The sequence below is a fragment of the Streptomyces sp. NPDC091292 genome (assembly GCF_044757265.1).
In the GTDB taxonomy this organism is placed as follows: domain Bacteria; phylum Actinomycetota; class Actinomycetes; order Streptomycetales; family Streptomycetaceae; genus Streptomyces.
This window is the reverse complement of the sequence record NZ_JBIVUQ010000016.1, coordinates 165697-190378: the sequence shown is the minus strand read 5'-3', so window position 1 is coordinate 190378 and position 24682 is coordinate 165697. Positions and strand designations below refer to the sequence as shown.

The window sequence follows — 24682 nt, the reverse complement described above, 5'->3', positions numbered from 1 at the left end:
GCAGGGCGTCCAGGTTGTTCGTCACACAACGATCTTGGACGCCCTGTCTGCGTTCCCAGACACACCGTCAGCATTCGGAATGACTCGTCTAGGGCAGATGGTTCATGGGGCCGATGCCGGGTTGCCGTCGTGGATGTGACATTCGGCGCATGACCGTTGTTGTACGGAGATCGAGGACGTCATCGCTCATGCGGGGGCAGTGTCAGCAGCCGCGCTTGGCAAGTTGGTTGGCGGTGGGGTGGGGAGTGGTCTATTGCGGCTTCGGCCTGACCTGTGCGGTGAGCGGGATCCCCCTGTTCCACCACGGTGGAGACCCGGGACCCGCCTCGCTGGGATGGGCAGCCGTGGCGGTGGGAGTTCTGACGGTGCTGTCCTGCGGGGCGACACTGCGGTACGGACTGCTGCCCGCACTGCTGCCCGCACTGCGCGGACTGCTCTGGCTGCTATGTGCGTTCGCCGGGATATTCGCCTTCGGCCTGCTGATGGACGTGATCACGCTCATGTTCGGTCGGGGAGTGGACAGTTGGGCGGCGGCGAACCACGCACTGGCCGCGGCGGGAATGCTGCTGCTCGCGGCCACCGCCCGGTCCGGGCACCGACAGGCCGATGGCGCCCGGGTGCGGGAACCGTCGGCCGCACCTGGGCGGGTTCAACTCGCCGCCTGGATCGGGACGGCGGCCTTCCTGCCCTACGCCGGGATGAAACTGATCTGGGTGTCCGGCGGCACTTTCGCCGGGATGTCCGGCGCGGAGATGCGGGCGGTCTCCCGGCGCAACGGGGCCTCGGACCTCTGGCTCACCCTGGAGTCCTGGGGGCTGGACGCCACCGTGCTGCTCGCTGTGCTCGGCGTGTTCCTGCTGTGGGGGCTGGTCCGTCCCTGGGGGCAGGTCTTCCCCCACTGGACGTTGCCCCTGCGCGGCCGTCGCGTCCCGCGCTGGCTTCCGCTGGCCCCGGCCCTGCTCGGCGCCGCCACCCTCGCCCCGTACGGCGTGTTCGGGATCGGCTACTCGGCCCTGGCCGCGGCGGGCGCGGTCACCATGCGCCAAGGCGACTTCCCCTCCTCGGGCGACGCTCTCCAGGTCGCCTGGATCGGCATGGTGGCCTTCGCCGGCTATGGACTCGCGCTGACCACCGCGGCCCATTCGTACTGGGTACGGACCCGCTGAGCGCGAACGAAGCCATTTACGCGACGGTCCAGCCAGTTTCGGTCGCCCACCGTTCGGCCGCGGCCATCAGGACCTCGGTGGCGGGAGCCTTGATCTGCCCGTAAACAGCCAAGTCGGACATGGACGTTGCAGGAGCGAGCCCCCACTGGTGGGGCGAAGACGAGTTTGCTGCACCGTCTGCCGCCAGAGATCTCGGAGCGGTTCCAGGACTCGGGCCGACAGCGGAAACCGATCGCGGCAAGCAGGGGAACCGTCCGTACCTCATCGATCGATCGCACCCGCATCTGCACATCGATGCAGTCCTTGGCGGGCAGCCCCGGAACCGAGGTGGATCCGATGTGATCGATCGCGACCGCGAGTTCGCCCAGCGCGCCCCGCAGGCGTGAGGCAAGCTCAACGAACTCCTCCGGCCACTGCGGCCGGTACTCGACAACGACAACCGGCCTGTGCTCATCGGGAAACGGCATGACCCCGAACGCTGCCGGAATCAAATCCGCTGTGACCCGATATGCATTCTTCTTGCGGTGGCACAAGACCGCTCAGGGCCGACCTGAGGAGCGCTGACGCCCTTTCGGCCACCCCCCCTTCACGACGCATTCGTATCCTTCGCCCGCAGCCTCGTTTGCTGGAGGCGCTTGAGCAAGTCCGCCTCAAGAACCTATTACGAGCCCGTAGGAGACGGAATGGCGCGCCTTCGCCAAAATGCCAAATATGGCTTGATCCAGAGGGTTGAACGGTCCTTCAAGGATGCTTCAGAAGGAATTCATAGAATGCGTCGCTACGCTCCGGGCTGAGCTTCCACAATGGTTGATCTCAACGAGGAGATTCATGCATTCCGATGATGAACCCGTAGGGCGCGTGCTGGGCAGGCGGCAGGCGTTGACCCTGCTCGGTGCGGCCGGGGCCGCGCTGACGGTGGGCGGCTCGGCGGGCGCAGCCGCTGAGGCCACACCCACCTCGTCCTCCGGTCCCGGCGGAAGTGCCCGCACAATCGACTGCATAGCCAGGCCCGAGCAGACCGAAGGCCCGTACTTCGTCGACGAAAAGCTCAACCGGTCGGACATCCGCCCTGATCCCTCCGACGGCTCCGTCGCCGCCGGCACTGCGCTCGCGCTGAACCTCGGAGTCCTGCAGATCGGCTCGCGGGGCTGCCGTCCGCTCAAGGACGCGGTGGTCGACATCTGGCAGTGCGACGCCCTCGGCCTCTACTCCGACGTGGCCGCGGAAGGCACCGCCGGGAGGAAGTTCCTGCGCGGTTACCAAACGAGCGACCGCGCGGGTTGGGCCAGGTTTGTCACCATCCTGCCCGGCTGGTACGAGGGCCGGACCGTCCATATCCACGTGAAGATCCGTACGGTCGGCACCGATGGCAACCCGTACGAGTTCACCTCTCAGCTCTACTTCCCGGAAGAGGTGAAGGCCGCTTACCTGACCGGCGCGCCGTACGCGGAGAAGGGGATGCCGGACACCACCAACGCCACCGACCGGTTCTACGCCGTCGGCGGTGAAGAGCTGCTGCTCAAGCCCCGCCGCACAAGGGCGGGTTACCGCGCCGACTTCACCATCGGACTGGATCTGTCCGACACCGAGATCGGGAAACCCGACCCCGACACCCCTGGAGACGGCCCGGGACAGCCCCCCACTCCGGCGTAGAGGGAACGCCGAACCGTCTGTCGGTATCTCCGGTGGCGGCCGGCAGCGGTACGTGGCCCGGATGGGGCCGTTCGGGGCTTCGTCCGGGCCACGTACTCGGTAACCAGGGACCCGGTCTGCGGCCCGCTGCCCGCAGAAAATCCCGGCGCTGTCGTGAACGTCGGGGCATGATGTCCGCTGTGCATGAGGACGTGAGGGAACGCGGGAGCGTGCGGTACACGCTGACCGGCACGGGGCACGGCCATGTCTGGGGCGTCTGCGCCGAGGCGGAGGGACTGTTCGGAGAGTCCGAGCGTGGCACGTACGAGCTGTTCGGCTGGGTTCCGGAGAAGACCGGCGGTGTGCCTGCTTGGGTGGGCAGCCGGGTGTGGCTGGTGCCGGACGACGAGGCACTTGACGCCTGGCTGCTGGAAGACGCGGAGAGTCTGGGGCAGCTCTCCGGGACGGACAGTCTGTTGCTGACGGGCCTGGACGACTACGAGGGTCCGCCCGAGGGGTACAGGGGGCGCGTTCGCTTGCACGACGGGCAGCGCCGGCTGGGCTTCTGTCGGGAAATCACCCGCGTCCTGCCGCCCGAGCAGGTGTCACCGCCGCTCGTTCTGCGGGGGCTCGCGCCGAGTGATCATCTGAGGACGGCCCTGATGAAGGGCACCCGGCGGGCACTGAACCTGGAAGAGGCCGCCCTGGAGATACGGGACAGCCAGGGGGAGTTGCTCACTGATCTGCTGCTGTGGCCCACAATCAGCGACTGGCGTCCGTCCTCTCTCGGGGCGGACCTGATCGACCTGGAGCTGCACACGGGCAACTTCACACCCGTCCCCGAATACGCCCGGCCCATCTGGGAACGCTGGCTCGCAGGGCCGCCCGACGCCGTGAACGCTTGGGTTGGCCTCGATACCCGCCGCCGCGGTGCCTGGCATGACCTCGTCCGAGAGCGGGGCTGCCGACGCTCCCACCGCGACCGGCCGACCGGACACGCCTACGAACTCGACGGCCGGCACATCACCGACGAACCAGCCCTCTACTTGGCGCTCGGCGAGGCGGTCAACGGGCCGGGGGGCTACTTCGGCGGCTGCCTCGCCGCCCTCGACGACTGCCTGCGCGGCACCTTCGGTTACACCGCCCCCGCCACTCTGCTCTGGCGAGACGCCACGATCGCACGCGAGCACCTGTCCCAAGCCCTGACACCGGAGGGCCGGCCCTACGACCTGTTCGCCGGGGTCCTTGAGGCCCTGGCGAGGGGCGGCATGGACGTCACCCTGACATGAGCTGCTGTCCGCCCGGTACTTGCGCCCCCGCCCCTCTGGTTCACACTCCGAGACCGGTCAGGCTGCCGGATGCTGCGGATAGCATCAGCGTTCATGGCGCTGACAGAACGGTGGACTTCGCGGGTTCTCCTGGTGGATGAGAACGATCGTCTGCTCCTGCTGTGCGGCCGTGATCCACGTCGGTCCGGGGCGAGGTGGTGGTTCACCGTCGGTGGTGGCGTCGAGCAGGACGAGGACTACCCTCAGGCTGCTGTGAGGGAGATCTGGGAGGAGACGGAACTGTCTCTTCCTGTCGAGCGGCTGGGTCCCGTTGCCTGGACCCGGCAAGCGATCTTCAGCGTCGACGGCCAAGTCTTTGACCAGTATGAGGAGTACCGTCTTGTCCGCGTCGCGGCCGACGAGGTTCGCGCAATGAACGTCCGTACGGAGGAGGCTCGTTACGGGCATCGCTGGTGGTCGACAGCGCAACTGGCCATGACCGCGGAGACCGTCCGACCGAAGAAGATGGCTGTTCTCCTGCCCGATGTGCTGGCAAGCGTTGGCCTTGACCGACGGCCTGTGCATCTCGGCAACTTCAACGAAGACACTGATCCGGAGTAACCGTGTCGTTCAACCAACCGCACCCTGTGTGCGAAGCCAGTGCCGGTGGTCGGTGATGGCGGGCGCCCACGTGAAGGTCCACTTTCGAATGGACGTGGACGAGGATGGTTGGCCCCCCGTGTCAGTCGAAAGCTTGTGGGCCGTGGACCTGGGCGATGGGACCGTCCGCTTGGCCAACACCCCGTGGTTCGTCCGTGGGGTCGCGAACGATGACATCGTCAGAGTCGAGGTCGACGACGAGGGCTTGTGGTGGGCCGGTGAGACCGTTCGTGCGTCGGACAACTGCACCATCCGGTTGATCGTGCTGAAGGACGGTGGTTCGGTGGCAGCCCGGCAGACGGTGCTGGACACCTTCCACCGGCTCGGCACGACAGGCGAGGGCATCGAGCAGTACCAGATGGTCGCACTGGGCATCCCGCCGACGGCGGAACTGTCCAAGATCCGCGAGTTGTTGGTGCACGGCGAAGCCGAGGAATGGTGGCACTGGGAGGAAGGGTGCGTCACCGCGGCATGGAGGGCTACGACCTCCTCGGGCTAGGGTCTGCGCCGAGGTGTGATCAAGTGCGGGGCGTCCCTTAGGAGTGGGGACGCTCGCTCGTTTCCATGAAGTCCCGGCTCAAGACCGTGGCGTCGCCGGCGGGGGTGGACCGGGGCAAGCGGGAGGCTTCGTGCCCGGTCTCCCCGGCGACGCCCAGATCACGACGCATCGCCTCTCTCATGGCGTTGACAAGGGGCCAGAGCGTCTGTTGCGCCTCAGCGGCTGATCGCAGGGTTTCGTCGGGTCGCGGATTCCCCTGTTCCAGGCGCTTGACCTGTCCGTGAACCCGGGTCAGCGTCTCGTTCATCTCGTGAGCCGGAGCAGTCACAGCGTCGGGGGCGATCATCAGGGCCTCCGACCAGCGGTTGCGGTAGGTGTCCTTGGTTTCTTCGAGCGCCCGGATGTCCTCGTCCCCGGGCGCACGGTCTCGTATGACGTACAGGTGGCGACTGAGGGCCGTGGCGAACTGCCGTGCATCCCGGTGCAGTTCCGCATAGCAGCTCCGTCGCAGCTCACGGTTCTCGCGGGCCTCCTGGATCGCCTGAGCCATCTCCAACTCGCGCCTCTTCGCCCGGTCGGCACCCCGCTGGGTGAGCAACGCACCCCCGAGTGTCCCCGCCACACCAGTCACCGCGATCAGCACCGACCCGACATCCATGGGATCACCGTAGACCGCACCCTCCGGTGAGCACATGGAGCCCTCAAGCCGGGAACCGCTCGGCCAACCAGCTCACGTGCGAACCCAGCGCTGGTAGGCGCCCAGGTCGACGTTGCTGCCACAGATGATGGTCGCCACGTGGCGGCCGGCGAAGCGGTCGCGGTCTTCCAGGATGGCCGCGACGCCGAGAGCCGCTGAGGGTTCGACGACCAGGCCCGCATGCTCCAGGAGCATGCGCATGCCCATGATGATGGACGCCTCGTGGACCAGGACGGCGTCGTCGGCCACGGTGAGGAGGTCGTCCAGGACCTCGGGGATGGGGTACCGGCCGGCGACGCCGTCGGCGATGGTGTCCGTCGAGTCGGTGGTGACGACCCGTCGCTGCTGCCAGGAGCGGGTCATCGCGGGTGCGCCGAGAGGCTGGACACAGATCACCTCGACATGTGGCGACAGAGTCTTGAGGACGTACCCCACGCCGGTCGCCATCGCCCCGCCCCCCAGGGCGATCAGGACCGCGTCGAAGGAGGATGCCCCGCTCGCCAGTTCCAGGCCGATCGTCGCCGCGCCCTCGCAGGTCTCGATGTCGAGACTGTCCTCGACCAGCCGGACGCCGCGCTGTCGCGCGATGCTGACGGCCCGTTCACGGGCCATCTCGAAGTCGCCGTCGACCAGCTCCAACTCGGCGCCCAGCGCCTGGATCCGATCGAGCTTGGCAGCCGGGGCAGCGCGTGATGCCACGACCGTCACGTCGAGGCCACGGCGGCGACCGGACCAACCGAGCGCCTGGCCGAGGTTGCCGGCGCTGGCGCACACCACGGCTGTGCGGCCCTGGCCGGCCAGCAGACCGGCGACAAGTTCGGTGCCGCGAGCCTTGAAGCTGCGCACCGGGTTCGCCGTCTCCAGCTTGACACTCACCGTGCAGCCGAGCGCGCTCCCCAACGCATCGCACTGGTACAGCGGACTGTCCAGAAAGACCGGGTCGATACCGCGGCGGGCCGCGCGGATCCGGGCAAGATCGAGGCGCGTCGTGAGCATGACCAGCAACGTACCGCACAGCGGCGCCGCTGACTCCGGCCCGGGACCGACCGGCGACCGGGCGGTTGTTGGCGGGCTTTGGTGGTGTGTCGGCGGGCGGGTTCAGTGTGTGGGGACGGCACTGGGGGTGGCGGGTGTGTGGTCCGTCCGCTGCGGGTGCAGGTGGAAGGTGATGTGCGGGGAGAGCGCGCGGAGGAAGTCGGGCGCGTCGAAGATGTCGCCGGCGGAGGCGACTCCGGTCGTTCTGGTCCGTCCGGTGAGGATGCGGTCGGTCGCTTCGACTGCGAGGGGCGCGGTGACGGCGTAGATGTCGCGGCCTGTCGCGACGGCGCGGCGTTCACGGCCGTGGGAGCGTACGACGGCGTCGACGAGGAAGGTCTGTGCGGATCGCCCGTGTGCGTCGGCCGGGGTCGGCGCGGGGGTGTCGGACGCGGACAGGTCCCTGGCCGCCTCGACGGCCATGTAGGTGCGTACTTCGGGGATGGGCAGGTGGCTGGGGACGGTGACGACGTCGGCCATCGTGAACTCCGCGATGACGTCCCGGGGACCCATCGGATCGGGGAAGGGCCATTGCAGGGTCTGCGGGACGTCCTGGTGATATTCGAGGCGCCCCTTGGTGTAGCGGATGCCTTGGCCGTCTCGCCGTTGCCGGGAGACCGCGCCTGCGGCCCGTGTCCCGGCGGTGGGGTGCCAACTGCTCAGCCCGTAGGCGATGTGTGCTTCGTCGGCCTCCGTCCAGTCGCCCATCGCGGCGGTGGTCAACAGGTCGCCGAGGCCCCCGTAGAAGGCCATCGCGGGAACGATGGGCGTTCCCGCGGCGCGGGCCCGGTCCGTGAAGTGTGTGAACGTGTCCGAGTTGGCCTCGATCTCGGCGGCCACATCCACATACGGGATCTCTGCGCGCAGTGCCGCCTCGATCACGGGTGCGGCCGTCACGGCGAAGGGGCCGGCGCAGTTGATCACGGCCGCCGCGCCGGCCAGCGCGCGGTCGAGCGAGGCAGGGTCACCGACCGCCGCCGGACGCACGTCCGACTCGGATCCCGATGCCGCCGCCAGCATCTTGAGCTTTCCGGCGTCGCGACCGGAGAGGACCGGGACGAACCCGCGTTCCCGAAGCTGTGCCACCACAAAACGCCCGGTGTGCCCGTACGCGCCGTACACCGTGACCGTGACCATGGGTCCCGCCGTCATGGATGCTTCCTTCGCTCGAATGTTCCGCTCAAGATCCGCTCGGATCCGTTCCGCTCGAATCCCGTTCCGCTCAGATCCGGCACGCTCATCCTGACGGGGGCCGGGCACCCCGCACGAGTGTCCGGAACGCCATGACCCGTACAATTCCGGACGTGAACACAGTCGCGCTGGCCGTCACCGACGGAATGCTGCACTTCGAACTGTCCTTGGCGTACGAGGTCTTCGGCTCCGCCCCGGACGGCGTGGCGGGCCCCTGGTACGACGTGGTCGTCTGCGGGCCGGGCGCCGTGCGGGCGGGCCGGTTCGGGCTGGAGCCCGACCACGGCCTCGACCAACTCCCGCGCGCCGACACCGTGATCGTCCCCGGCTGGGCCGACATCGACGAGGAGCCGCCCACCGAACTGGTCGACGCGGTGCGCGCGGCCCACGAGGCAGGCGTACGCGTGGCCTCCCTGTGCACGGGCGCGTTCGTGCTGGCCGCCGCCGGCCTGCTGGACGGGCTCCGCGCGACCACCCACTGGGCGCACACGGAGGCCCTCGCCGCCCGCTACCCCCGTGTGACGGTGGACCCGGACGTCCTCTACGTGGACAACGGCAGCGTCCTCACCTCCGCAGGGAAGGCCGCAGCCATGGACCTGTGCCTGCACCTGGTCCGCCTTGACCACGGCTCGTCCGTCGCCAATGTCGCCGCCCGCCGCCTGGTCGTGCCGCCGCACCGGGAGGGCGGTCAGGCCCAGTTCGTCACCACCCCGGTACCCGCCCCGGACAGCCACCCCCTCGCCGGACTGCTCTCCTGGGTCCTCCAGCGGCTCGACCAGCCGCTGACCGTGGAGGACCTCGCACGTCAGGCGCGGATGAGTTCACGCCACCTGGGCCGTCACTTCAGGGCCGCGACGGGTACCACTCCGCTGCAATGGCTGCTGGCACAGCGGATCCGGCACGCGCAGGAGTTGCTGGAAACCACCGACGACGGTGTCGACACCATCGCGACGGCTACCGGCATGGGCACCGCCACGACACTGCGACGGCACTTCAACCGCACGGTCGGCGTGCCCCCGGACACCTACCGCCGCACATTCCGCTCCAGGACCCGCACGCACCACGACGGCGGCGAACACCACCACCACCTCTGAACCGAGGGTGCATCGCCGCACCTGAGTCGGGATTGGTCGCCGCGCTGGATCGCCACGGCGAGCGCATCCACCGCGACGGCAAGGGAACATGGCGGCTTGAGCCCACCGGCACCAAGGTGAATTGGCGTGATGCCGACTATGCCGCCGCACTCAACACGTCGTACGCGACCCGACAACGCAGCGCACACAGCGCTCCCACCGCAGGGGCTGAGGACGGACCGGCACGCCACGTCGGCCGTCGCACCCGACTTGCCCTCGTCGCGACGAGCCCTCGGGCGGCCCGGTGCGCCCGCCGGTTCACCGTACGCCCCCTGATTCACGCTTCCCACGCCGTCGCAGCGGGAAGGAGCCAATCCGGCACGGCGGCCCACCGCACCACCCCGTGACCGGCGGGAGTGGGCCGTCAGCCAGGACGCGGAGTCCGGGTGCGCAGACGCTCGGCATGGTCAGGGGAGAGGGAGGTGCCGCTCGTGGGCGAGGAGTCAGGTACGGAAGCCGGGTCCGGCAAGGGGTTCGGATTCCGCAGGATCGAGCGTGGCGGGACCGCGTCGGAGTGTCCCGTCGCGCGGGGCGACGACGGGGTGTGGGAGGTACGCGGGTACGACGAGGCGCGGGCCGTGCTGCGCAGTACGTCGACCGTGCAGGCCGGGCTCGGGATCGAGACGGTGTCGAAGCTGCCGAAGAACATCCGGCGACCCGTCCTCTACCGGGACGGCCCCGAGCATCGCGAACACCGCCGCCAGACCGCGCGGTTCTTCACCCCGCGCCGCGTCGACGAGCACTACCGCGAGGTCATGGTCCGCGTCGCACAGGCCCAGATCGACCGGCTCCGGGCCGACGGCCGCGCCCGGCTGTCCGACCTCAGCTTCGATCTCGCGATCGAGGTGGCCTGCGCGGTCATCGGCCTGACGGACAGCAGGCCCGGCATCAAGGAACGGCTGGAGCGCTTCTTCCCGGAGCGGTTCGGCACGCCGGGGCTGACGAGTCTGCACGGCATCTACTGGACACTGCGGCAGAACACCAACTGGTTACGGATGTACGTCGGCGATGTGCGCCCCGCCGTCCGGGCCCGCCGCCGCACCCGGCGCGACGATCTCATCTCCCACCTCATCGACGACGGCTGTTCGGCGACGGAGATCCTCGGAGAGTGCCTCACCTTCGCGGCGGCGGGCATGGTCACCACCCGTGAATTCATCAGCGCCGCGGCCTGGCACCTGTTCTCCGACGCCGATCTGCTGGCGCACTACCGGGCGGCGGACGAGCCGGGCAGGCTCGCGGTCCTCGGAGAGATCCTGCGGCTCGAACCGGTCGTGGGTCTCCTCAGCCGCCGTACCACCGAACCGCTCGACCTGCCCGGCGCCGACGGCGGGAATCTCACCGTCCCGGTCGGCGACCGGATCGACATCCTCGTCGATCACACCAACGTCGACGAACGAACCGTCGGCGCACAGCCGCGCTGTCTGCGCCCGGGGCGCACCATGAAGGACGCCGCGACACCGGGCCTGGCCTTCGGCGACGGCCCCCACAAGTGCCCCGGGCTCCACATCGCGCTTCTGGAGACGGACGTCTTCCTCAGCCGACTGTTCGACCTGCCCGGTATCCGGATGGCGAGCCCGCCGACGGTCGGCTTCATCGACCCCATCGCCAGCTACCAACTGCGGCACTGCGTGGTGGAGGTGAACACCGGGGGCGGCGGCTGAGGGCCACGTGGGCAGGGAAAACGCAACTTCGACAGGGCCCGCAGGGGCAGCTACCTTCACCTGGTCTTCGGCGATCGCCCACGGTCGCACCGACCAGGGAGAGACGCATGCCCCCTCTTGCTCTGTACACATTCGGCGTCCTGAAGTCACCCCTCACCGATCCCTCACCTCTTACGCGCGAGTTCCACGAGAGCGGTGAGGCCGCCTACCGGGAGATCGGCCGGAACGCCGGATACATCGCTCGTGCTGAAGCGGTGGATCGCAGCCTGGGCGCACGGACGGATTTCGACTCGGACTGGGGTGAATGGGGAGAGTTCGCCGTTCCGGCCTGGTACGGGAAAGGCCGCACCGCGGAAACCATCGCCCTGGCCGCGACCCTCTCACTCTGGACCGACCTGCACCCCGCCTTCGACGCCATCTACACCGGTCTCCACCGTGAGGCGCTGAGCAGGCGTCACGACTGGTTCGAGAGGACCGGGCACCCGGGTTACGTGTTCTGGTGGGTCTCCGACGGCGAGATACCCACCTGGCAGGACGGGGTTTCCCGGCTGGAACACCTCCACGACCACGGCTCCGCGCCGCACGCCTTCACCTTCCACCACTCGTTCGCCCCGGACGGAACCCCGACCAGGATCAAAGGCATCGGGCCGAAGGGCGACCAGGTTCGCTGACAAGGAAGCCGCCACGTGGATGACGCTCCGGCCGGTGTGTCGGCTGCCCGGTCCGCGCGGTGGGTGTGTCGGAGTCCGCGCCCCCACGTAACCTCTCCCCGTGTCCGCACCCCGTCTGCATCGCGTAGCCGTCCTCGTGCTCGAAGGTGCGAAGCCGCTCGATGTCGGAATTCCCGCGCAGGTCTTCACGACTCGCGCGAGCATGCCGTACGAGGTACGGGTGTGCGGGGCGACACCCGGTCTCGTGACCGGCGGCGACGGCCTCGCGTACCACGTCGCCCATGGCCTCGACGCGCTCGCGTGGGCCGACATCGTCTTCGTCCCCGGCTACCGGTTCCCGGACCGCGACGACCCGCCGCGGGCCGTCGTCGCGGCACTGATCGCCGCGCACGACCGGGGCGCGCGGCTCGCCGCCATCTCGACGGGGGCCTTCGCGCTCGCCGCCACGGGCCTGCTCGACGGGAGGCGCGCCACGACGCACTGGCACTACACGCGGGCACTCGTGGCCAGGCATCCGCTCGTCCAGGTCGACGAGAACGTGCTGTTCGTCGACGAGGGCAGCGTGCTCACCTCGGCCGGCGCCGCCTCCGGTATCGACCTGTGCCTGCACATCCTGCGCGGTGACCTCGGGGTGGCCGCGTCCAACCACGCGGCGCGTCGTCTGGTCGCGGCCCCGTACCGCAGCGGTGGCCAGGCCCAGTACGTGCCGCGCAGCGTCCCCGAGCCGCTCGGTGAGCGGTTCGCCGCCACCCGCGAGTGGGCGCTGCACCGGCTCGGCGAGCCCCTCACCCTCGACATACTGGCGCGGCAGGCGGGGGTCTCGCCGCGTACGTTCTCCCGGCGCTTCGTCGAGGAGACCGGTTACACGCCGATGCAGTGGGTGATGCGCGCCCGTATCGACCTGGCCCGTGAACTGCTGGAGCTTTCGCAGCGCAGCATCGAGCAGATCGCCGCCGACATCGGCCTCGGTACCGGAGCGAACCTGCGTCTGCACTTCCAGCGCATCCTCGGCACCACTCCGAGCGAGTACCGGCGCACCTTCACCCGGGGCGAGTGACCTCCCTCCGGCACGGCGTGGCGGGATCCTGCGTGGCGGGATCCTTTTGAACCGTGGCGATCCCGCCACTGTCGGCCGCGCCGGCCACGGGCGAGCCTGGTGGGGAAGGAAGGGACCTCACTCATGACTCGCATCGTCACTCGCATCGCCATCAACGGATTCGGCCGCATCGGACGCAATGTGCTGCGCGCACTGCTGGAGCGCGACAGCGCCCTGGAGATCGTCGCCGTGAACGACCTGACGGAGCCGGCCACTCTCGCCCGGCTCCTCGCCTACGACAGCACGGCCGGCCGGCTCGGGCGCCCGGTCACCGTCGACGGGGACACCCTCGTTGTCGACGGCCGTCGGATCACGGTGCTGGCCGAGCGCGAACCAGCGCGGTTGCCGTGGGCCGAACTCGGCGTCGACATCGTCCTGGAAGCCACCGGCCGATTCACCTCGGCCAAGGCCGCCCGGACCCACCTCGACGCGGGCGCCAAGAAGGTACTCGTCAGCGCGCCGTCGGACGGCGCCGATGTCACGCTGGCGTTCGGGGTCAACACCGACGCCTACGACCCGGCCGTGCACACGATCGTCTCGAACGCCTCCTGCACCACCAACGCGCTCGCGCCGCTGGCCGCGGTCCTCGACGAAGTCGCCGGTATCGAGCACGGGTTCATGACGACGGTGCACGCCTACACGCAGGAGCAGAACTTGCAGGACGGTCCGCACCGCGACGCCCGTCGCGCCCGCGCCGCCGGTGTCAACATCGTGCCGACCACGACCGGTGCCGCCAAGGCGATCGGCCTGGTGCTGCCGAACCTCGACGGCAAGCTGTCGGGCGACTCGATCCGCGTACCGGTGCCGGTGGGCTCGATCGTCGAACTCAACACGAGCGTCGCCCGCGACGTCACGCGCGACGACGTCCTGGCGGCGTACCGCGCCGCGGCGGAGGGGCCGCTGGCCGGCATCCTTGAGTACTCGGACGACCCGCTCGTCTCGTCCGACATCACGGGCAATCCCGCCTCGGCGATCTTCGACTCGGCCCTCACCCGCGTCGACGGCCGTCACGTCAAGGTGGCCGGGTGGTACGACAACGAGTGGGGTTTCTCGAACCGTGTGATCGACACACTCGAACTCCTCGCCACCCGCTGACCGGTCGCCGCCCGTATCGATGAGGTCCCGGTGGGCGTGCGCTAGGTTGCCCGCCATGACTGGACTCGGAACCGCGCCCTGGCCACCTGCCCCGACAAGGACCGAACGGCTCGTGCTCCGGGAGTCCGAGGCCCGCGACCGCGCGGCGTTCATCGCGTTGTTCGCATCGCCGGAGGTGGGCACCTACATCGGTGGCCCCCGACCGCGCGATGAACTCGAACGCGCGGTGCCCGAGGTGCCCGGACGGCGCCCCGGCCTTTTCGTGATCGATCTCGACGGAACGATGATCGGCATGATCACGCTCGACCGGCGTGGGGCGGAGCGTCCGGGTCACGTCCGTCCGGATGCCGGGGAGGCCGAACTCGGTTACCTGTTCCTGCCGGAGGCGTGGGGATGCGGGTACGCCGCCGAGGCGTGCGCAGCGGTACTCGGCTGGTTCGCCGACGCACTTCCCGGTGAGCCGGTGGTGCTCTGCACCCGGACCGCCAACACCCGCGCGATGCGCCTCGTGGCGAAGCTGGGGTTCACCGAGGTGGAACGGTTCGAGGAGTACGGCGCCGAGCAGTGGTTCGGTATGTGGTCCCCGGTCGCACCGTCCGGTTGAGTCTGTGCACCTCGACTCGACGGCTGCTGGGTAAGTGCCCGTAATTGGGGCCGGTCGCCGATCCAGGGCAATCAGGTCCCTTCGGTCTCCTCGCCGAGCACCAAGCCGGTGAGTGTCCGGGCCGCGAGGTGCGAGGCCGACACACCCTGCCCCACGTACCCACCCGCCCAGCCGATGCCGGTGGACGGACCGAGGCGGACTGTTGGGCACCAGGCGCGGGGTACGGCGAGCACGCTCCACCAGGTGTGCGCGACGGGGACGTCGACAGCCGCCGGGAACAGCGCGGACAGGGTCGCTGCTGGCGCGGTGATTGTCCGGGTGCCGATTGTGCCGCCGGGATCGACGCGGCAACCGAACCGGTCGGGCACTCCCCGGCCGCCCAGGGCGATACGGCCCGTCGGTGGCGCGCTGCCCGTACAGGTAGGCGTCGGTCTGGTCGCTGAACAGCTCCAGCCGGACCAGGGTCTCGGCGAGGCCCGTCACCAGCCGGGCGGGGCGGATGCGGGCGCGGTGCGGGTCGAAGGCGGCGCCCAGGCCACCCGCGACCTCGACTCGCCTCCTCAACTCCGGCGGCCGACAGGAGTACTTCGTCCCTGTTCCCCCTTCCCTGCCGTGTGCGACGGAGGCGCGGCAGCCCGTCCGGCTGGGCCGGTGCGTGGGGGACCCGCAGACAACCTCTCTCCACCGCGTACGCCTTGATGCCTTCGCGCGCCGGGTGCGGGTTCTTTGTCGGCGTGGTCGGCGGCCATCTCGCGGGCCGGTCCCTACCGCGAACCGCCGGTCCGGCACCGTGGGTCTGACACCGCCGGGCACCTCCTCAGCCGCTACGCCACCGAACACCGCCTCGGACCGCACAGGCGAACGCAGTGCGGCGTGCTGTCCGTGCTACCGGATCCGCGTCGATGAGCCCGAGTTCCGGGTCAAGTGGATCGCCGTCGCGGTCTCACGAGGTCTGTCGGCGGCGAACCGTCCCGGCCTCAGGCGGAGGCCGGTCAGCGCTGTCCCGCTCAGTGGAAATCCGACATCCGCAGGGGCAGCGGGCTCGGCACGATGAACGCGTGGCCGGTCGGGAAAGGTGGCCGCGATCCCACGACGGCCCGTCCGCCCGCCCGTTCGGCTCCTGCCCTTTCCCGGGCCGGAGCGACGGGGCGGACGCGGCCCGACTCTGCCGGAGGATGCCCATGACGTCGACCGCAGCAGACGTGCAGGCGGCGATCGCCCGCCTGGAACGGGCACGTGTGACCGGACGGTCGTGCGAACCGCTCACGGACCTCATCGGCCGCACCGACATCGCGCTCGCCTATCGGGTCCAGCAGGCCGTGACCGAACGCCGACTGGCCGCCGGAGCCCGGCTCATCGGCCGGAAGATCGGCCTGACCTCCGAAGCGGTGCAGTCCCAAGTGGGCGTCGACCGACCGGACTTCGGTGTCCTGTTCGCGGACATGCTCTACGTGGACCACGAAGAGGTCCCGATGGCACGACTGCTCCAGCCGCAGGCGGAGGCCGAGGTGGCCTTCCTGCTGGGCCGCGACCTGACGGCCGAGGCCGACCTCGTCGGTCTGCGCCAAGCGGTCGAACTGGCGTACCCGGCCGTGGAGATCGTGGACAGCCGGATCACCGACTGGAAGATCTGCATCACCGACACGGTCGCCGACAACGCCTCCTCCGGAGTCTTCGTCATAGGTGAACAAGGTCTGCCGCTTGAGGCGTTCGAGCCCGCCGACACCGTCATGACGATGCGCCGCGACGGCGAGGTGGTCTCCAGCGGGACCGGTCGGGCATGTCTCGGCGACCCGCTCAACGCCCTGCGCTGGCTGGCGGCCACCGCGATCGAGTTCGGCGCGCCGCTCCGCGCGGGCGACCTCGTCCTGTCGGGGGCGCTGGGGCCGATGGTCCCGGTGCGGCCCGGCGACGTCTTCGAGGTGCGGATCGACCCTCTCGGCACCCTCACCGCGCGCTTCTCAGGAAAGGGAGAGTGATGACACAGCCCACGGGCGTGGCGATCGTCGGGTCCGGAAACATCGGAACCGACCTGATGATCAAGATCAAACGTGCCTCGGCACGGTTGGAGGTGCTCGCCATGGCGGGTATCGTCCCGGCCTCGGACGGACTCGCCCGCGCCGCCCGCATGGGCGTGGCCACCACCTCCGACGGAGTCCAGGGCCTGCTGGGCATGCCGGAGTTCGAGAACGTACGGATCGTGCTCGACGCCACCAGCGCCGCCGCTCACATGGCCAACGCCCGGCTGCTGGAAGGGCATGGGCGGCGACTGGTCGACCTCACCCCTGCGGCGCTCGGCCCCTTCGTGATCCCGCCGGTCAACCTCGACGAGCACCTCGACGCACCGAACATCAACATGGTGACCTGCGGAGGACAGGCCACGATCCCGATCGTCGCCGCCGTGTCCCGGGTGACCGGGGTGCCGTACGCGGAGATCGTCGCCTCCGTCGCCTCACGGTCCGCGGGACCCGGCACCCGGGCGAACATCGACGAGTTCACCGAGACCACGGCGCGCGCCGTACAGACGGTGGGCGGAGCCCGCAGGGGCAAGGCGATCATCATCCTCAACCCGGCCGAACCACCGCTCATCATGCGCGACACCGTCTTCTGCCTCGTGGGGAACGCGGACCACGACGAGATCCGCCACTCCGTCGAGCGGATGGTGACGGAGGTGGCCACCTATGTGCCCGGCTACCGCCTGGTGCAGAAGGTGCAGTTCACCGAGATCGACCCGGACGAGGTGAGCACCCTCCTGCCCGCGGGATCCGGGCCGGTCGACACCAAGGTGTCGGTGTTCCTGGAGGTCGAGGGCGCTGCCCACTACCTCCCGGCCTACGCGGGCAATCTCGACATCATGACATCGGCCGCCATGCGCGTCGCCGAACGGATCGCCGAACGTTCCGAGGCGGTGGCCCGATGACCGAGATCTACGTACAGGACGTGACGCTCCGGGACGGTATGCACGCCATCCGGCACCGGATCGATCCCGAGCTGGTCGGCAGGATCGTCGCCGCGCTCGACGGCGCCGGTGTCGCCGCGATCGAAATCGCCCACGGCGACGGACTGGCCGGCGCGAGCCTCAACTACGGTCCGGGCAGCCACACCGACTGGCAGTGGATCGAAGCCGCCGTCGCCAACGCCTCACGAGCGGTCATCACCACACTGCTGCTGCCCGGAGTGGGCACGGTGGCGGAACTGCGCCGCGCCTACGAACTCGGAGTGCGCTCGGTGCGGATCGCCACCCACTGCACGGAGGCGGACGTGGCCGCCCAGCACATCGCCGAGGCGCGCGCACTCGGCATGGACGTCTCGGGCTTTCTGATGATGAGCCACATGCTGCCCCCGGCGGAACTCGCCGTCCAGGCCCGGCTGATGGAGTCCTACGGCGCGCGCTGCGTCTACGTCACCGACTCGGCCGGCCGACTCACCTCGGACGACGTACGGGAACGAGTCCGCGCCTACCGTGACGTGCTCGGCGCGGACACCCAGATCGGCATCCATGCCCACGAGAACCTCTCCCTCGGCGTCGCCAACTCCGTCGCCGCCGTGGAGGAAGGCGTGTACCGGGTCGACGCCTCGCTGGCCGGACAAGGAGCGGCGGCCGGCAACACTCCCATCGAACCGTTCGTGGCCGTGGCCAACCTCAAGGGCTGGAAGACCGGCTGCGACCTGTTCCCGCTGGAGGACGCGGCCGACGACCTCGTACGCCCCCTTCAGGACCGCCCGGTCCGCGTCGACCGGGAAACCCTCACGATCGGCTACGCAGGCGTCTACGGCAGCTTCCTCAGGCATGCCGAGAACGCAGCACGCCGCTACGGACTCGACACCCGGGACATCCTCGTAGAGGCGGGCCGCCGCAAACTCGTGGGCGGGCAGGAAGACATGCTCATCGACATCGCGCTGACCCTGCAGAGCCAGCAGTCCTGAGTCCTCGCGCGGCCGTTACGTCCACGACGTGGGCGACCGGTCGCTGTGGTCTCGTTCCGGCAGGCACGAAGTGGCGTCGCACCCCGGGCACCGCTCCGGGCACCTGGGCCGACATCCCCAACCATCGCGGCGGCTGCACGCGGCGCCCAGGCGACGCGACCCGCCCCATCCCGCCGGAGGGCTCCCATGACGGAATCACCCCGCACAGCGCCGAGCGCACCTTCCACCGCGGACCGGGGCTGGACCCCCCGGCTCGTCTGGTCGACGATCTTCATGGCCCTGGTCCTTGAGGCGCTGGGTCTCGGCGCGACCATGGTGTCCATCGGGCTCCCGAGCATCCTCAAGGACTTCCCGACGACCCAGGGCGGCTGGCTGACCACGGCCTACTTCCTTGCGGGGGCCGTCTCCGCCCCGCTGCTCGGGAAAGCCGCCGACCTGTACGGGAAGAGACGGATCCTGCTGCTCACCATGCTGGTCTCGGGCATCGGGGCCATGCTCTGCGCACTGGCGCCGAGCTTCGGGGTCCTGCTCGTGGGACGGGCGCTGCAAGGACCCATCCTGGCAACGCTCTCGCTGGTCCCCTCCCTCATCCGGGACACCTACCCGCCGAAGCAGGCGGTCGTCGCCTCCGCCGTCGCGATCACCGGGCTGGGCTTCTTCTCGGTGTTCACACCTCTGCTCGTCGGCAAGCTCATCGAAGCCACGGGCTTTCGGGGGATGTTCTGGTTCGACACCGTCTGGACCCTCGCGCTGTGCGTGGCGATCCGGCTGGTCGCCGCCGAGTCACCCTTGCGCCGCAGCACCCACGTGGACGTCCTCGGCGGCACCCTGCTCAGCGCCGGTGTTCTCGCGGTGCTGCTCTACGTGAGCATGGGCCACGCATGGGGCTGGACATCAACGGCCGGGCTGCTCCTGGTACTGGGCGGCGCCATATTGCTGGTGCTCTTCCACCAGCGCGCGCACCGCGCGGACGAGCCGATCGTCAATCTCGCCCTGTTCCGCCGCAGGCCGCTGCTGTTCGTCGCGATCGGCGGCGCGACCGGCTACGGCATCTCGATCACGATCAGCCAGGTCGTCCCGATGCTCGCGATGACCCCGCGGGCGGCCGGGGGGACCTACGGGCTCGGCTACAGCACCTACCGGTACGCCACCCTCGGAACTCCGCAGGCCGTCGCGACCGTCGCGGCCGGTATGGTCGTCGGCCTTCTGGTCGCCCGCGGCAGGCACCCCCGGCTGTTCCTGACCCTCGGCCTGCTCGCGTGGCCGGTCGCCACCCTGCTGCTCGCCTACCGCAACGACAGCTTCCTCGAACTCGCCGTCGCCGCCTCGGTGGTCGGCGTCGCCGGCGGGTTGGTCACCGCGTCGGTTCCGAATCTGGTGATGCGGGCGACGCCGGCCGACGATCAGGGCTCGACCGCCGGGACCGTCCAGCTCTGTCAGACCGGGTTCTCGGCCGTCACACCCGTCGTGATGTTCGCGGTGCTCGCTCCGCACGCCAAGGTGTTTCCGGGGGGAGGCGTGGTGTACGGGGAGACGGGCTTCCGTACCTGGCTGTTGATCACGGCCGTGCTGGCGGTCGTCATCGCCGCGATCGGGGCGACGCTGCTGCGTGAACGTCCCGGTCAGGACGTGCAGGAGTTCGTTCTCGACGCGGCGCCTCCCGTGTCCGAACGCACCGGGAAAGCCGCCCCTTCCATAGGGCCTTCGGAGTCCCCGAACGTATGAGCGCCGGCCTTCGGCATGCCCTCCCCGCCCAGGCGGGGGAACCCACACACTTCACCGTTCCTTGGAGGTCGGCCCGTGGCCGAGCCAGTGATCACAGACATCCTTGTCGTCGGTGCCGGACCCGTCGGACTGTACGGCGCCTACTGCGCCGGCTTCCGGGGGCTGCGGACCGTCGTGGTCGACGCGTTGCCGCAGTGCGGTGGCCAGATCACCGCGCTCTATCCGGAGAAGGAGATCCGTGACATCGCGGCCGTCCCCGGAGCCCGTGGTCGCGACGTCGTCGCCGATCTCAAGCAGCAGGCCGACGCGTTCGGCCCGACCTACCTGCTCGGCCGTCAGGCGACCGGCCTCACCCACTCCCCGGACGGGCGCCCGCAGGTGACCCTCTCCGACGGTGGCGTCGTCGACGCCGGCGCGGTGGTGCTGACCGCCGGGATGGGCACGTTCACCCCGCGGGCGCTCCCGGCCGGAGAGGAGTTCCTCGGCCGTGGGCTGAGCTACTTCGTCGCCGACCCGACGGTGTACGCGGACCGGGACGTCCTGGTGGTCGGAGGCGGGGACAGCGCGGTCGACTGGTCGCTCGCCCTGTGCCCGATCGCCCGCTCGGTCACACTCGTACACCGCCGCAGCGCGTTCCGGGCGCATGCGGCGAGCGTGCGGGAGGTGCGCGGATGCGGCGCCGAGATCGTGACCGGCGCCCAGGTGGAGGCGCTGCACGGCGACGACCGCGTACGCGAGGCACACCTTCGGATCGACGGCGATGAGGAGGTCCGCGTGCTGAAGGTCGACGCGGTGGTGGCCGCGCTCGGCTTCCTCAGCAACCTCGGGCCGCTCGCCAAGTGGGGGCTGCGGCTGGAGCGGCGGACCATCGTCGTCGACACCCGGATGCGCACCACCGTCGACCGGGTGTACGCCGCCGGCGACGTCACCGCGTACCCCGGCAAGGTCCGCCTGATGTCCGTCGGCTTCGGAGAGGTCGCCACCGCCGTCAACAACGCCGCGGTCGCCCTGGATCCCGCACTCTCCCTGTTCCCCGGCCATTCGAGCGAGTCCGCCTGAACTGCCCGGCGAGCGATACCGGAACCGGAAGGACTCCGGAGCCCACCCGCCCACAGCCACCCGTCAGTTGTGTCAGGCACGACTCTTGACACCCCACAGAGCGAGTGTGAGCCTGCTTACATCGTACTGATTTCCAGGAGATTTCAGGCCCGATGCGCAGATGAGAGCCAGTCTCCTGGCAAAACGGTGAACGAGGGATAGGAATAGTGTCCTGATCTGGAGGGCGGCAGTCGTGTTGATTGACTCGGCAAACGTTGCATCGGTCAAGCCGGCGACTCCGGGCTCACCTCGGCAGACGCACAGCGAAGCCGCGAAAAATGACCGCGGCGGCCCGGAGCGCACCGTTCTCGGCCGGGTCGCGGCCGTCCTGGAGGCGTTCGACGAGAGTCACGAGGTACTGAGACTCAGCGAGTTGCACCAACGCACCCACCTGCCCAAGTCGACCCTGCACCGACTGGCGGAGCAGCTCTGTCAGGTCGGCTGGATCGAGCGCCATCTCGACGGCTATCGCGTAGGGATGCGGCTGTTCGAGCTGGGCAACCTCGCCGTCGAGGGGAAGGCGCTTCAGGAGGCGGCGTTCGCACACCTCCAGACGCTCGCGGCGAAGACCGGGATGGCAGCACAGCTCGCCGTCCTCGACCAGGCCGAGATCGTGTACCTCGAACGCATCGGCGGAACCTCGATCCGGCTGCCGACCCGTCGCGGCGGTCGCCAGCCCGCCTACTGCACCGCGCTGGGCAAGGCGATGATCGCGTTCGACGAAGAGGCCGTCCGGTCCGTGCTCGCCGCGGGAATGCCGAAAAGGACCGCGAACACCCTCACCGACCCCACGGCTCTGCGCAGAGAACTCGGCAAGATCCGCCGGGAAGGCATCGCATTCGACCGGGGCGAGGCCTACAAGGAGTTCGTCTGCGTCGCCACGCCGATCCGCCGATCAGGACGCACGATCGGAGCCGTCTCCGTCACAGGGCCGGCCGGCCAGATGCGGTGGGGCATGGCGAGTGAAGCCGTACGCAACACCGCGACCGCGATCTGGAACGCCCACCTCGCTTTTAAGTTCGGAGCCTTGGGCGCCACCCGTTCCTAGGTCGCATCCCACCGAGCGGAATCCCGCCACGACACGGCCGCCACGAACCGGGAGTGTCAACTCCGTAGGAATGGCACGCTCAATCCGGACAGGAGACGGGTCGCTGATGACAGAACTGACGTATGACGGCACCAGCAGAACGCTGGAGACATCGCGGGGAACCCTGCATTACCACGAGGCCGGCGACGGGCCGCCGCTGCTCCTGCTCCACGGTTCCGGACCGGGAGTCAGCGGGTGGGCGAACTTCGGAAACAATCTTCCCGTATTCGCCAAGCACTTCAGGACATTGGTCCTCGATCTTCCGGGATTCGGCACAAGCTATTCGTCCGGCAGCGACCCCATGTCCGCCGCGTTGCCCGCGGTCCTCGACTTCCTCGACGGCCTGCGGATCGGCCAACTCCCGGTCCTGGGAAATTCGATGGGCGGGGCCATCGCCGCCCGCCTGGCGGCCGGCCATCCCGACCGAGTGAGCAGGCTCATCACGATCGGGGGCATCGGGCTGCCGCTCTTCAGCCCGTCACCACCGGAGGGAATCAAGCTGCTCGTCCAGTTCGTCGAAGACCCCACCCGTGAGCGGCTTGTCGCCTGGATGGAATCCATGGTCCACGACACCAATATCCTTACGGACGAATTCGTCGAAATGCGCTGGCGGACGGCGATCAGGCCGGAAGCGCTCGCCGACGTCAGGAAGCTGTTCAACCGCCGGTCGCTGGCCGCCATGGGAAAGCCGGCCGCCAGAGCAGCCGAGGCGATCGGGATGCTGACACAGATCCAGACGCCGACGCTGGTCACCTTCGGGCGCGACGACCGGGTGACGCCACTCGACAGTTCACTCGTCGCGATGCGCTACATCAAGCGGTGTGAACTGCACGTCTTCTACGACTGCGGCCACTGGGCGATGATCGAGCGCAAGGACGAGTTCGAGAACGTCGCCCTCTCCTACCTCCTTCGCGACAGCAAGCCCGTGGTCAGCCTTTAGCCCCGCCCCAAAGGGGACTCCCAGCCGCCCCAGCGGTGAAAGTAGACTGCTTTCCCCTCAATCCCCGTCCCGACAGAAGGGATACGACCGATCCGATGATCATCGCCGAGGGCGGGCAGCGGGAATCGGCGGCGCCGGAGACCCTCGCGCCACAGGTCGCGAGGAAGCTGGAGAACGAGATCATCCAGCAGGGCTGGCCGGTCGGGCGGCTCCTCGGCTCGGAGACCGAACTGCGGGAGCGGTTCGGGGTCTCACGCGCGGTGCTGCGCGAGGCGATCCGGCTGCTGGAACACCAACTGGTCGCACGGATGCGGCACGGTCCGGGCGGCGGGCTCGTGGTGTGCGCGCCGGACTCGTCCCCGGCGACCCGTGCGCTGGTCATCTACCTGGAGTACGTCGGCACCAGCGTCGGGGACCTCCATCACGCCCGCCTCCTGCTCGAACCGCTCGCGGCCCGGCTGGCCACGGAGTCGGTGACCGAAGAGGAGATCGCCCGGCTGCGCGCGACCGCCGGTCCCTGTCAGCCCGTCGACGCCGATTTCCACGTACTGGTGGGGGAACTGTCGGGCAACACGGTGCTACGGCTGTTCACGGAGGTCCTGACTCGGCTGAGCGGCCAGTACGTGCTGACGTACAAGGACGCGCCGTCGACCGGGGTCGCGGCACCGTGGGTGCACGCGCCGGCCCGGCACCTCGAAGTGGTCGACGCGATGCTCGCCGGCGACGACGCCTCCGCACAGGTCCGCATGGTCGCGCACCTCACGGAGATCGAGGACTGGCTGCTCACCCACAGCCGTAGCTGGTCATCGGAGCGCATGCTGACTCGCCCCGTCGATCCGCAGCCGGGCCGCGACCCCGCACGCAAGGGAGCGGAGCTTCTCGCGGGCCGCATCCACGACGACATCGTCGGCGAGGGCCACCGGGTCGGCGAAGTCTTCGGATCGGAGCCCGTCCTCCTGGCCCGCTACCAGGTCGGCCGCGCCATGCTCCGAGAGGCCGTGCGCATCCTGGAGCACCACAGCGTCGCGCAGATGCGCCGGGGCCACGGCGGCGGACTGGTCGTCCTGGCGCCCGATCCCACAGCGAGCATCCACACGATCGGTCTCTACCTCAACTACCAGGGCCTGCGCCCCGAGCATCTGCTCGTCGTCCGTGAAGCCCTGGAGCTGGGATGCGTCCAGGCCGCCACCGCAGCGGCACGCGGTCCCGTGGCCGCCGCCCGGCTCCGTGCCATGCTCGCGCGCGAAGACATCGGCGAAGGATTCCACTCGCAGCTCGCGGAGATCGGCGGGAACACCGTACTGACCCTGTTCCTCAGTATCGTCACCAGGCTTTGGGCCAGTCAGGGCTTCGGCGAGAGCGAGCGGGCACCGGGAACGACCTGCGGTGGCGATGTCCACAGGCCGATCCTTGAGGCCGTCCTGGCCGGAGACGAAGGTCTCGCGCAGCACCGCATGCGTCGCCACCTGCGGACTTTCACCTCTCAGTGGCAATGAC

The 24682-nt window shown here is 69.4% G+C and carries 24 protein-coding genes; 19 read left to right on the top strand and 5 right to left on the bottom strand.

The features are described from left to right. Positions 1-344 precede the first annotated feature (344 nt). Complete coding sequence (locus ACIQNU_RS33030) at positions 345-1166, top strand: hypothetical protein (RefSeq protein WP_401373417.1); 822 nt, start codon at positions 345-347, stop codon at positions 1164-1166. Here the strand turns inward: ACIQNU_RS33030 and ACIQNU_RS33025 are convergent. After that, on the bottom strand, positions 1112-1633 hold the full coding sequence (locus tag ACIQNU_RS33025; protein WP_401373415.1) for a GrpB family protein: 522 nt from the start codon (positions 1631-1633) through the stop codon (positions 1112-1114). The two genes, ACIQNU_RS33030 and ACIQNU_RS33025, sit on opposite strands and share 55 nt — an antisense overlap. Positions 1634-1994: 361 nt before the next feature. Here ACIQNU_RS33025 and ACIQNU_RS33020 point away from each other — a divergent pair, with 361 nt between their 5' ends. The 4 genes from ACIQNU_RS33020 (at position 1995) to ACIQNU_RS33005 (ending at position 5225) form a co-directional block, all read left to right on the top strand. Continuing rightward, positions 1995-2819 carry a hypothetical protein gene (locus ACIQNU_RS33020; protein WP_401373413.1) on the top strand — a complete coding sequence of 275 codons (825 nt, stop codon included), beginning with the start codon at positions 1995-1997 and terminating at the stop codon, positions 2817-2819. 167 nt (positions 2820-2986) lie between these two features. Then, on the top strand, positions 2987-4087 hold the full coding sequence (locus ACIQNU_RS33015) for a barstar family protein (protein WP_401373411.1): 1101 nt from the start codon (positions 2987-2989) through the stop codon (positions 4085-4087). A gap of 93 nt (positions 4088-4180) precedes the next feature. Beyond that, positions 4181-4687 (top strand): NUDIX hydrolase, encoded by a 507-nt coding sequence (locus ACIQNU_RS33010; RefSeq protein ID WP_401373410.1) that lies wholly within the window; start codon positions 4181-4183, stop codon positions 4685-4687. Positions 4688-4805: 118 nt separating this feature from the next. Beyond that, a complete protein-coding gene (locus tag ACIQNU_RS33005; protein WP_401373408.1) occupies positions 4806-5225 on the top strand; it encodes a DUF4265 domain-containing protein in 420 nt (139 codons plus the stop codon). A 37-nt stretch (positions 5226-5262) separates the two neighbouring features. Here ACIQNU_RS33005 and ACIQNU_RS33000 read toward each other — a convergent pair whose 3' ends face one another. The 3 genes from ACIQNU_RS33000 to ACIQNU_RS32990 form a co-directional block, all read right to left on the bottom strand. Then, a complete protein-coding gene (locus ACIQNU_RS33000) occupies positions 5263-5883 on the bottom strand; it encodes a hypothetical protein (RefSeq protein WP_401373406.1) in 621 nt (206 codons plus the stop codon). A gap of 72 nt (positions 5884-5955) precedes the next feature. After that, on the bottom strand, positions 5956-6918 hold the full coding sequence (locus tag ACIQNU_RS32995; protein WP_401373404.1) for a threonine/serine dehydratase: 963 nt from the start codon (positions 6916-6918) through the stop codon (positions 5956-5958). A gap of 102 nt (positions 6919-7020) precedes the next feature. Further along, positions 7021-8109, bottom strand: a complete 1089-nt coding sequence (locus ACIQNU_RS32990) for a saccharopine dehydrogenase family protein (RefSeq protein ID WP_401373402.1) — start codon at positions 8107-8109, stop codon at positions 7021-7023. Positions 8110-8261: 152 nt separating this feature from the next. Here ACIQNU_RS32990 and ACIQNU_RS32985 point away from each other — a divergent pair, with 152 nt between their 5' ends. The 6 genes from ACIQNU_RS32985 to ACIQNU_RS32960 all read left to right on the top strand — a co-directional run bounded on the left by ACIQNU_RS32985 (position 8262) and on the right by ACIQNU_RS32960 (position 14408). After that, entirely contained in the window at positions 8262-9242 is a 981-nt protein-coding gene (locus ACIQNU_RS32985) for a helix-turn-helix domain-containing protein (protein ID WP_401373401.1), read from the top strand. A 461-nt stretch (positions 9243-9703) separates the two neighbouring features. Continuing rightward, positions 9704-10942, top strand: coding sequence for a cytochrome P450 (locus ACIQNU_RS32980; protein ID WP_401373399.1), 1239 nt, complete (start codon positions 9704-9706; stop codon positions 10940-10942). Between the two features lie 107 nt (positions 10943-11049). Next, complete coding sequence (locus ACIQNU_RS32975) at positions 11050-11613, top strand: DUF3291 domain-containing protein (RefSeq protein WP_401373397.1); 564 nt, start codon at positions 11050-11052, stop codon at positions 11611-11613. Between the two features lie 100 nt (positions 11614-11713). After that, complete coding sequence (locus ACIQNU_RS32970; RefSeq protein WP_401373395.1) at positions 11714-12670, top strand: GlxA family transcriptional regulator; 957 nt, start codon at positions 11714-11716, stop codon at positions 12668-12670. A 123-nt stretch (positions 12671-12793) separates the two neighbouring features. Continuing rightward, positions 12794-13804 (top strand): type I glyceraldehyde-3-phosphate dehydrogenase, encoded by a 1011-nt coding sequence (gap, locus tag ACIQNU_RS32965; RefSeq protein ID WP_401373394.1) that lies wholly within the window; start codon positions 12794-12796, stop codon positions 13802-13804. Between the two features lie 55 nt (positions 13805-13859). Beyond that, positions 13860-14408 (top strand): GNAT family N-acetyltransferase, encoded by a 549-nt coding sequence (locus ACIQNU_RS32960; protein WP_401373393.1) that lies wholly within the window; start codon positions 13860-13862, stop codon positions 14406-14408. 71 nt (positions 14409-14479) lie between these two features. On the opposite strand, the gene ACIQNU_RS32955 is transcribed toward ACIQNU_RS32960, so the two are convergent. Then, positions 14480-14776, bottom strand: a complete 297-nt coding sequence (locus tag ACIQNU_RS32955; RefSeq protein ID WP_401373391.1) for a hypothetical protein — start codon at positions 14774-14776, stop codon at positions 14480-14482. A gap of 813 nt (positions 14777-15589) precedes the next feature. Between ACIQNU_RS32955 and ACIQNU_RS32950 the strand changes: the two genes are divergently transcribed. From ACIQNU_RS32950 to ACIQNU_RS32915, 8 genes are all read left to right on the top strand, one after another. Further along, entirely contained in the window at positions 15590-16387 is a 798-nt protein-coding gene (locus ACIQNU_RS32950; protein ID WP_401373390.1) for a 2-keto-4-pentenoate hydratase, read from the top strand. After that, on the top strand, positions 16387-17328 hold the full coding sequence (locus ACIQNU_RS32945) for an acetaldehyde dehydrogenase (acetylating) (protein ID WP_401373388.1): 942 nt from the start codon (positions 16387-16389) through the stop codon (positions 17326-17328). Before ACIQNU_RS32950 ends, ACIQNU_RS32945 begins: the two co-directional genes overlap by 1 nt. After that, a complete protein-coding gene (gene dmpG, locus ACIQNU_RS32940; protein WP_401373386.1) occupies positions 17325-18335 on the top strand; it encodes a 4-hydroxy-2-oxovalerate aldolase in 1011 nt (336 codons plus the stop codon). Before ACIQNU_RS32945 ends, dmpG begins: the two co-directional genes overlap by 4 nt. A 186-nt stretch (positions 18336-18521) precedes the next feature. Then, complete coding sequence (locus ACIQNU_RS32935) at positions 18522-20060, top strand: MFS transporter (protein WP_401373385.1); 1539 nt, start codon at positions 18522-18524, stop codon at positions 20058-20060. Between the two features lie 75 nt (positions 20061-20135). Continuing rightward, positions 20136-21119, top strand: coding sequence for an NAD(P)/FAD-dependent oxidoreductase (locus ACIQNU_RS32930; RefSeq protein ID WP_401373383.1), 984 nt, complete (start codon positions 20136-20138; stop codon positions 21117-21119). Positions 21120-21351: 232 nt separating this feature from the next. Further along, complete coding sequence (locus ACIQNU_RS32925; RefSeq protein ID WP_401373381.1) at positions 21352-22206, top strand: IclR family transcriptional regulator; 855 nt, start codon at positions 21352-21354, stop codon at positions 22204-22206. A gap of 106 nt (positions 22207-22312) precedes the next feature. Further along, positions 22313-23185: an alpha/beta fold hydrolase gene (locus ACIQNU_RS32920; RefSeq protein WP_401373379.1), complete on the top strand. Its 873-nt coding sequence runs from the start codon at positions 22313-22315 to the stop codon at positions 23183-23185. Positions 23186-23280: 95 nt separating this feature from the next. Then, a complete protein-coding gene (locus tag ACIQNU_RS32915) occupies positions 23281-24681 on the top strand; it encodes a FadR/GntR family transcriptional regulator (protein WP_401373377.1) in 1401 nt (466 codons plus the stop codon). The last annotated feature ends 1 nt before the right edge of the window (position 24682 follow it).

Bases quoted from the DNA above. Each gene is read 5' to 3' on its own strand.
- ACIQNU_RS33025 (WP_401373415.1), bottom strand. From the start codon at position 1,633: ATGCCGTTTCCCGATGAGCACAGGCCGGTTGTCGTTGTCGAGTACCGG.
- ACIQNU_RS32975 (WP_401373397.1), top strand. From the start codon at position 11,050: ATGCCCCCTCTTGCTCTGTACACATTCGGCGTCCTGAAGTCACCCCTC.
- ACIQNU_RS32995 (WP_401373404.1), bottom strand. From the start codon at position 6,918: ATGCTCACGACGCGCCTCGATCTTGCCCGGATCCGCGCGGCCCGCCGC.
- gap (WP_401373394.1), top strand. From the start codon at position 12,794: ATGACTCGCATCGTCACTCGCATCGCCATCAACGGATTCGGCCGCATC.
- ACIQNU_RS32935 (WP_401373385.1), top strand. From the start codon at position 18,522: ATGACGGAATCACCCCGCACAGCGCCGAGCGCACCTTCCACCGCGGAC.
- ACIQNU_RS33015 (WP_401373411.1), top strand. From the start codon at position 2,987: ATGATGTCCGCTGTGCATGAGGACGTGAGGGAACGCGGGAGCGTGCGG.
- ACIQNU_RS32950 (WP_401373390.1), top strand. From the start codon at position 15,590: ATGACGTCGACCGCAGCAGACGTGCAGGCGGCGATCGCCCGCCTGGAA.
- ACIQNU_RS32960 (WP_401373393.1), top strand. From the start codon at position 13,860: ATGACTGGACTCGGAACCGCGCCCTGGCCACCTGCCCCGACAAGGACC.
- ACIQNU_RS32945 (WP_401373388.1), top strand. From the start codon at position 16,387: ATGACACAGCCCACGGGCGTGGCGATCGTCGGGTCCGGAAACATCGGA.
- ACIQNU_RS32915 (WP_401373377.1), top strand. From the start codon at position 23,281: ATGATCATCGCCGAGGGCGGGCAGCGGGAATCGGCGGCGCCGGAGACC.
- dmpG (WP_401373386.1), top strand. From the start codon at position 17,325: ATGACCGAGATCTACGTACAGGACGTGACGCTCCGGGACGGTATGCAC.
- ACIQNU_RS33010 (WP_401373410.1), top strand. From the start codon at position 4,181: ATGGCGCTGACAGAACGGTGGACTTCGCGGGTTCTCCTGGTGGATGAG.
- ACIQNU_RS32920 (WP_401373379.1), top strand. From the start codon at position 22,313: ATGACAGAACTGACGTATGACGGCACCAGCAGAACGCTGGAGACATCG.
- ACIQNU_RS33000 (WP_401373406.1), bottom strand. From the start codon at position 5,883: ATGGATGTCGGGTCGGTGCTGATCGCGGTGACTGGTGTGGCGGGGACA.
- ACIQNU_RS33020 (WP_401373413.1), top strand. From the start codon at position 1,995: ATGCATTCCGATGATGAACCCGTAGGGCGCGTGCTGGGCAGGCGGCAG.
- ACIQNU_RS32990 (WP_401373402.1), bottom strand. From the start codon at position 8,109: ATGACGGCGGGACCCATGGTCACGGTCACGGTGTACGGCGCGTACGGG.